This window comes from Aquidulcibacter sp., from assembly GCF_020253525.1.
Lineage (GTDB): Bacteria > Pseudomonadota > Alphaproteobacteria > Caulobacterales > Aquidulcibacteraceae > Aquidulcibacter.
The window spans coordinates 1-6,980 of the sequence record NZ_JADCBK010000054.1 but is presented as its reverse complement, the minus strand read 5'-3'; the positions used below and the strand labels follow the sequence as shown (position 1 = coordinate 6,980).

General features: G+C 50.4%; 11 protein-coding genes. 5 read left to right on the top strand and 6 right to left on the bottom strand.

Annotation, left to right across the window (positions count from 1 at the left end; genetic code table 11):
• On the bottom strand, positions 1–593 hold a 593-nt coding region (locus IOB61_RS07350; protein WP_290814473.1), incomplete at its 3' end, for a TetR/AcrR family transcriptional regulator.
• 81 nt (positions 594–674) lie between these two features.
• Between IOB61_RS07350 and IOB61_RS07345 the strand changes: the two genes are divergently transcribed.
• Positions 675–1,529, top strand: a complete 855-nt coding sequence (locus tag IOB61_RS07345; protein ID WP_290814471.1) for a sterol desaturase family protein — start codon at positions 675–677, stop codon at positions 1,527–1,529.
• A 92-nt stretch (positions 1,530–1,621) separates the two neighbouring features.
• Here the strand turns inward: IOB61_RS07345 and IOB61_RS07340 are convergent, their stop codons facing one another.
• The 4 genes from IOB61_RS07340 to IOB61_RS07325 all read right to left on the bottom strand — a co-directional run bounded on the left by IOB61_RS07340 (position 1,622) and on the right by IOB61_RS07325 (position 4,528).
• Positions 1,622–2,182, bottom strand: coding sequence for a hypothetical protein (locus IOB61_RS07340; RefSeq protein WP_290814468.1), 561 nt, complete (start codon positions 2,180–2,182; stop codon positions 1,622–1,624).
• The gene (locus IOB61_RS07335; protein ID WP_290814465.1) at positions 2,167–3,027 is read right to left on the bottom strand and encodes a CPBP family intramembrane glutamic endopeptidase; all 861 of its coding nucleotides are present in this window, start codon (positions 3,025–3,027) and stop codon (positions 2,167–2,169) included. The genes IOB61_RS07340 and IOB61_RS07335 overlap by 16 nt, the downstream gene beginning before the upstream one ends.
• 90 nt (positions 3,028–3,117) lie before the next feature.
• Positions 3,118–3,606 carry a tryptophan-rich sensory protein gene (locus tag IOB61_RS07330; RefSeq protein WP_290814478.1) on the bottom strand — a complete coding sequence of 163 codons (489 nt, stop codon included), beginning with the start codon at positions 3,604–3,606 and terminating at the stop codon, positions 3,118–3,120.
• Positions 3,607–3,727: 121 nt separating this feature from the next.
• Positions 3,728–4,528: a DUF3313 family protein gene (locus IOB61_RS07325; protein ID WP_290814462.1), complete on the bottom strand. Its 801-nt coding sequence runs from the start codon at positions 4,526–4,528 to the stop codon at positions 3,728–3,730.
• A gap of 99 nt (positions 4,529–4,627) precedes the next feature.
• Here IOB61_RS07325 and IOB61_RS07320 point away from each other — a divergent pair, with 99 nt between their 5' ends.
• From IOB61_RS07320 to IOB61_RS07310, 4 genes are all read left to right on the top strand, one after another.
• Positions 4,628–5,065, top strand: a complete 438-nt coding sequence (locus tag IOB61_RS07320) for a MarR family transcriptional regulator (protein ID WP_290814459.1) — start codon at positions 4,628–4,630, stop codon at positions 5,063–5,065.
• 31 nt (positions 5,066–5,096) lie between these two features.
• Positions 5,097–5,678, top strand: coding sequence for a hypothetical protein (locus IOB61_RS07315; protein WP_290814456.1), 582 nt, complete (start codon positions 5,097–5,099; stop codon positions 5,676–5,678).
• A 244-nt stretch (positions 5,679–5,922) separates the two neighbouring features.
• Positions 5,923–6,159: an antibiotic biosynthesis monooxygenase gene (locus tag IOB61_RS16820; protein ID WP_367272825.1), complete on the top strand. Its 237-nt coding sequence runs from the start codon at positions 5,923–5,925 to the stop codon at positions 6,157–6,159.
• Between the two features lie 47 nt (positions 6,160–6,206).
• Positions 6,207–6,398, top strand: coding sequence for a hypothetical protein (locus tag IOB61_RS07310; protein WP_367272824.1), 192 nt, complete (start codon positions 6,207–6,209; stop codon positions 6,396–6,398).
• Positions 6,399–6,614: 216 nt separating this feature from the next.
• Here IOB61_RS07310 and IOB61_RS07305 read toward each other — a convergent pair.
• Positions 6,615–6,980: SCP2 sterol-binding domain-containing protein (locus IOB61_RS07305; protein ID WP_290814453.1), on the bottom strand; the 366-nt coding region annotated here is incomplete at its 5' end.

The following is a 6,980-nucleotide window of genomic DNA, read 5'->3' as shown; positions in this document are numbered from 1 at the left end:
TGAACACGCAGAATTTGGCGGATCGATGTATGCACCAAATCACCAAGCGAAAAGGTCGCTGCGTTTGAAGCCAAGAACTGCCGCGAAGAAGCGCCTTCAAGCAAAGCCATAAGCTGCTGGGCTGCAAGGATAGGATTCAATTCAGGCGGCAGCGATAAGGCAGCTTGTTGCGATACAAGCTTGGCAATCACCTGTGCTACGACTTCCTCGTCATTCTTTTGAAGTTTCGCAAGCATATGCGGGTTTCTGCTAACTTCAGCTTCAATTTCGTGAATGAGTTTGGCGGTTGATGGTTGGCTGAGCTCTGTGACGGCTTCGATGATAAGACTGCCCCAAGCGTCAACGATTTGGCCATCCTCACGAAGCGATGCAATGGCATCGCGAAGCTCAAAATGCTCCATCTCCGCAACAGCTTCAATGATTGCTTCTTTGCTGGCGAAATATCGATAGAGCAATCCAAGGCTCATTCCCATCTTTTGGGCAATTACCTGCATGCTGGTTTGATGGAAGCCACGCTCAGTAAAGCAGTCCTTGGCCGCTTGCAGAATCTCCGTTCGCCGTCGGTCCTTTAGCTCTGGATTGGCTCTTCTCATCTGCTCTCATTCTGTGAATGGTTGTTCATTTTATATTGACATGAAATGCATTCGGAGTAAAGTGAATGAACGCTCACTTTATTGAATGGTCGAAAAATGTCTCAGATTCAGATTCTTGATTGGATTTCAAACCTCCTTTTGCTGGCCCTTTTTATCTTCTTGCCTTTTGAGATTTGGCAAAGATACAAAAACGGGAAGCTTACATGGCGGTCCGTACGTGAGATGGGAGCAAGTATCAGCCCATTTATCCCGACGCTATTGCTGGGCGGTATTGTACTGGGCTTTGTGGTCTGGCTGTTTTCGGGCGCAGCAGTGCTCGCACCTTGGCAGATCCCAACAAATCCTCTGACAATCTTCCTAGCAGTTCTTCTCGTCGACCTATGCTATTATCTAGACCATAGATGTGGCCATAGAATAAGGGTCTATTGGGCCGTATCACATTCTGTGCATCACAGCTCGAACCAATTTGATCAGACGACGGGCCTCCGAATCTCAGCAATTGATGGCTTTACATCGCCTTGGTTTTATACGCCGGTTATTCTGATTGGCTTTGATCCATTATTGGTTGCGAGTTGCCTTGGGCTTGTCCTTGCCTATCAACAATGGCTACACACCGAAACAATTGGCAAGCTTGGTTGGTTTGATGTTGTTTTCAACTCACCATCCAATCACCGCGTCCATCATGGGTCTCAGCCCCAATACATCGATAAGAATTATGGGGCGATCTTGATGGTCTGGGATCATCTGTTTGGTACTTACGAGCCAGAAGGCGAAGAGGTCACTTATGGTCTAATTGAGCCATTGAAGTCGTCGAACCCAATTACGGTCCACATCGCCGAAGGCGCAAAACTTGTTCGCGATTTATGGGCGACGCCGTCATGGAGAAGCCGCATGGCGATGCTATTTCGACCTCCGGGCTATGTCCCTGATCGCTGAATAAAGCGCCTCCCGATTTATGAGTAGCGTAGTGCCTATCGGTCCTAAATCACCCCTTCGAAAGCGCCTGCCTTCCAACTCCGACTAAAGGTCTAAATGAACGGCCTTAAAGTCAACGTTGGAGCGAACGGCTCCACAATAACCACGACAACCATGGCAATGATTGTGAGCACGGTGGAGGCAAGGATGAGGCCCCAACCGGCTCTTGTAGCCCTCGCCGTGTAAATCGTCAGCGCAAGCAACACCAAAAGGACAATTGCATGCACCGTCCAAAAACCCACACCCCATGCAATACCAAGGCGCGCTTCGTCATTGGGTCCTGTAAGGCTTGCAACAGCTGCCAAGACGCGCATCAAGAAAGCTGCGTTCACAATCAGAAAAGGCCATGTCGATGATACTTTGCGGGAGAATAGGAAGCCCACTACGCCTTGAAGGAGTGTGACTATTGGCCCAGCCGCATCGGTTATTTGCTCATGCGCCTTTGATGCATAAGTCCCCGAAATTAGCCCAGAACTGTTGAGCTTCACGAAGGTATCATAACCCAGCAACAGGCTGGCAATTCCGTGAGCGAATTCGTGCACCCCGAATGTGAAAGCGACGATCAAAAATATACTTACAGTCAGGCCTAATCCAGCCTTTAGTTTTTCGACCATCGCACTGCTCCTCTGAGCTCAACTAGAATGAAAATTAAAAAACCAAGTGTCAGTGCATAGCCATCATTCAGTCCTGTGCCCGGCCCGGTCCACAGATTTGGCTGTGTAAAAGCTAAATCAATCAGTGCCCCCCCTGACGGGTCATCACCCAATGAAGGCAAGCCTATTCCGCTCGTTTCTGTCCAGTTCCAGACAAAGTGCGCAAGCGCGGGTGCCAGAATTCCGCCACATCTAATCGCAAGGAGAGCAAACCAAACGCCAGCGAGAAACAAATTGAGATAGGCAACAAGCGACGTATCAGGGTTAAGGCCGTGTACTATCGAAAAGATTGCCGCACTGGCAAGGACCGCAAATGGTTTGGCGTAAGTCACTCGCAGTCGAGCGAGTAGCCATCCGCGAAACACATATTCCTCACTAAAGCTCTGGAACGCCCATCCAATCAGTGTCAGCAATGGTATTGCACCAGTGGGCATCAGCCAGTTCTTTTCAACTCCGATCCCGCCACTAACCCAACTAATCAGCAGCACGGAAACCCACATCAGGCTGCCTACTGCGAACCCATAAAATAGGCCATTTTGGTTGCTTGGTAGAAAGGCAAAAGGGGAGTTGCGTTCTTTGAAACGAACCCACAAGGCTGTAAAAGCAAAAACAAAAATGGCCGGTCCGACCAAGAGGGCAACCTGCAGCCAGGCTGCGGTAAGTGGCGATGCAAGCGCAACCCGTCGTCCGCCCGGGAACAAGAAGCTGCTGGTTGCAACGACAGATAATTGGCCGACAATTGTGCCGAGCAACAAAAATACAATTGCCAAAAGTGCGTAACCGAATGTGGCAACTAACTTTCTCATTTTATTTGCCTTATCATTCGAGAAACAGGTAAAGGGTATATTCAATCGGACGACAGCAAGATAGCCTCACGTTTAGAATAGAGCGCTTTTTCAAAACGCCCTGCCCGTCTCATTGGCATATAATCCAATGGAGGCAAGCGTGACCCAAATTGGAATCGGCACGATCAAGAGCGCAGCAGTTTTTTCAATCGGCCAAACCCAAGCGATAATGAAAACGGCAAGAAGGGCGGTCGCATAATTTCCAAACAAACCGGCATCGCTTGAGCTGAACCCGAGTGTATAGATCGGATAAAGCGCACAATTGAGCATCAAGACAAAGATCAAGACACCGCCCAAACCAAACTCACCGGTCGCCATCCTGATTTTCATTATGGCTGCGCCCATGGCAGCGAAGAGGAACAGCCAAACAAACGGAACAATCGCAAAGATAAGCGTATTGATTGGGCCCGCTTCTCGGTCAGTAACTTCTTGGCCGCCTTCCCCATATCCAAGCGAGAAGATCAGGGCATTTGTAACAATGGCGATTGCCATCCCACCAAGTGCCCCCAGAGAAACCGGTGTTACGATTTTTGCGAGCATCAAGGTTTGCATCCTCTTTGATGAAGATTAGTCAATTTGGGTGCGGTGCCCGCGCGAGTGCGCTTGCCAACAGTGCTCGCCATGGGTCTAACGGGTAGGGCGAGGAAGAGAAATGGGGTAATCATGGCTTACGGCCTTCATCAATATATTCTGGTGGCAGCGGCAAAATCTGCCCGACGAGGCCGGTCAAAAAGCTCTCTTTCTTCCCAAAAGGATCACAAGCTAAATCGGGTGGGCCTTTGCTGCCATTTTTTGGAGAAACTATGGGTTGGGAAGGGTCCGGCGTTAGTACAAGTCGCGCGAAGTCGGATGAGGATTCTTTTGCAAAGCGATACGCATCGCCGATGCGTGAAACGCTTGCTTGGTTGGAGCCAATGTCAGCTTTCTTGGACCAGACCATGGCAGCAGTTTGCTGACCTTGAGGATTTAGGAGCTCAAATTCGACGGTGAGAGAGCCTAGACCTAAAGGTGGACGCAGTCCGATCGGCGTGGCAAAGCCTGTGACCGTAGCAATGCCGGCGCTCAATTTGCTGGTGCTCTCCAGTCGCTGAATACCGATCCTCAATTGATAGACATTGGCATCGGAAGGGTCAGCCACAATGTCAAACCTATCGGAGAGGTCGGCACAAATTTCCCGTGCCAAGACATTCTCAATAAGCTCGCGCTCAACCGGGGTTAGGTTTGCAGATATCTGAGCATTACGGACGAATTCGACGGAGTCGATCTTCAATTTACTGCCCTGCTCGATGGCAGGACTAGGCGGTTGGGTGACCAATTGCTGGGTACGCAAGCCCTTTTTCACAACGAGGCGATCTTGGCTCTTCAAAAACGAAGAATTGGCTGAAGGCATCGTCGTGCAACCAAATAGGGTTAGCGACCCCAAGAGTGTCGGTACAAACTTCCTCAAACTCGAGCGCTGCATCACGATCTCCCCGTTTGCAAAAGCATCGGGATGTGATACACAGATATCTCGAATATAGATATTATTATCTATCTATAATCTCGAATATGGAGATACTTGATGCAGGTCTGGCAACGACACAATGCGGCACTCTTTAGTTTCAGCTCCTATGCCGCCCGCCGGATGAAGCTTGGGCTGGCCGAAGTTGCCGCGTTGGAGCAGATTGCCATCAGAGGCCGGATGACGCCGGGTGAATTGGGCCAATCCCTTGCAATGCCATCCGCAACGATCACCGCACTCCTGGATCGGCTTGAATACAAAAAGATGATCCGTCGACAACCGAACCCTAATGACCGAAGAGGTCTCCTAATCGAGATGACACCTCATGCTTTTGAGAAAGCCGGGGCAGACTTGATGCCACTTGGAACGGCCATTAGCGATATCCTGGCTGCCATGTCACAGCAGGATCGGAGTACCGTCGAAGGCTTTCTAAGCCAAGTCACCGCGCTCCTGATTAGCCATTCCGGTCCTCAGAAACCAAAATCACACATCAATTGATTTCCCAAGAAAATCAAAAGGTACCGGCACTATGATCCTAGCGACCAACGGCTCAAGTCTCATGGATATCGCAAAACAAGAGCTTGCATCCGAAGATATCCTATGGGCTGGGCAACCAAATCATTGGCACGCATTTTGGGCCATTACGCCACTATGGCTGTTTGCAATCCCTTGGACTTTGTTTGCCTTGTTTTGGGAGCTTGCCGCAATTGCACCTTTGCTTTCTCAAGAGCCACTCAAAGATACAAACATCAAAAGTATGGCTGTTATCTTCCCGCTCTTTGGACTCCCATTTGTATTAATCGGCCTTGGGATGCTTGCCGCGCCCCTTTGGGGATTGAACCGCGCAAAACGAACACTTTATGTGCTCACGGACAAAAGGCTCGTCACAATCCAGTCTGGCAAAAGCGTGCAAGTTGAGAGTCGACTGATCGGAAAATCAATCTCCATTCGACGTTCCGAGAAGCCAGACGGCACGGGGACGGTGCATTTGGGCTTTGGCGGTCGACGCGATAGCGATGGCGACTTCGTGCAGGACACAGTAACCTTGTCAGGTATCCCAAATGTCCGAGAGCTCGAAGAGCTCATCAAAACGCAAACTAGCGTTGGTTGACCCCAATAAATGACTTGCCCCAACCTAAAAGTCGTATCTCCCACTCGTCGAAATCGTCACCGATGGTGAGTCTGCATTTACATCAGACGGATGTTTTCTAGTACGACGTTGCCGACCGTTCATAAATCGACCGATCAAATGAAGGAGATTTCAAAAATCCTTAGCCGATGGCTGAAATATGAGCTCAATTAAGGGCGCGAAGTGAGGCTTAGGTCAAAACTCGAACTATAAGACCAAGCTGACCTTGGCCAGCCTCAGTGATGAAAACAAGCTATTGTCACTTTCCTTCTGGCGAGACGAGGCAGCGGTTACGAAATGGCGTGCGCTCCCGCCCCACAGAGGTGCCCGACATAGCGGTCGCAACGGGCTCTTTCGTGACTATCGTCTTCGAGTTGCCGTTATAGACCGCGATTATGGGCTTACTGACCGTGCGCAGGCACCACGCGATAGCCGCCCAATCCATGATGGTGATCAATCATGACTAAAATCAAGAAACTTGAAATAGTCGAACGGTTAATGGCCGCGAAGATGAGTCACGATATCGAGGGTCTGCTCTCAATCTATACGCCCGATTGCCTAGTCGAGCAGCCAAGTCTGGGCGTTCGATCCATCGGGTATAATGCCCTACGACCGGGTCTTGAGTTATTCGCGCGCCACTTCCCAGATTATCAGCGAAGGTTTGAAGGGGGCGGGGCCGAAGATGGGAACACGCTCTGCTAATGAGGCACTGCAAGCTTCACCCTAACAAGCAACCTAAATGGGCACACCCCAAATGGTCAAAAGGCTGAGATTATGACTTTTGTCCTATTTCGGTTTGCCGGAAATCAAATCAGCTACGAGGGACACTTTTGGGATTGGCCAGTATTTGTCGCCAGAGTGGTGTTCCAATTGAAGCGTTCACCAGCGCATAGATCTTTATGGATTGGCTGCTCGGCTTCACAGCCAAGAGGTCGGCACCTCTTGCGCGGACTTAACCATAGCCACTGTGGCCTGAGCATAGCGCATGACCTGCAACATATTGCCAGTCACCTTTAATTGTCGCGTAGCCAAAGCCGTCGTCGGATGCAATGTGCCCTCGCACAGGCGTCGCCATACAGCTGTCCTCGCGCGAATCACGAAAGGAGCATCGCGAGTTGCAGGATCGCCTGTTGACGCCCAAGCAGCCACATCGCGGCATTTTCCCTCATAGATATCAAGCCAGAGGAATCGGCAGGTGTCGGTATCGTGGAAAAGGACTGCCCCCTGCCAAGTCGCTGCAAGGCGAGCATAGGCCGTGTTGAGATTGAGACGTTCCATCAGAGC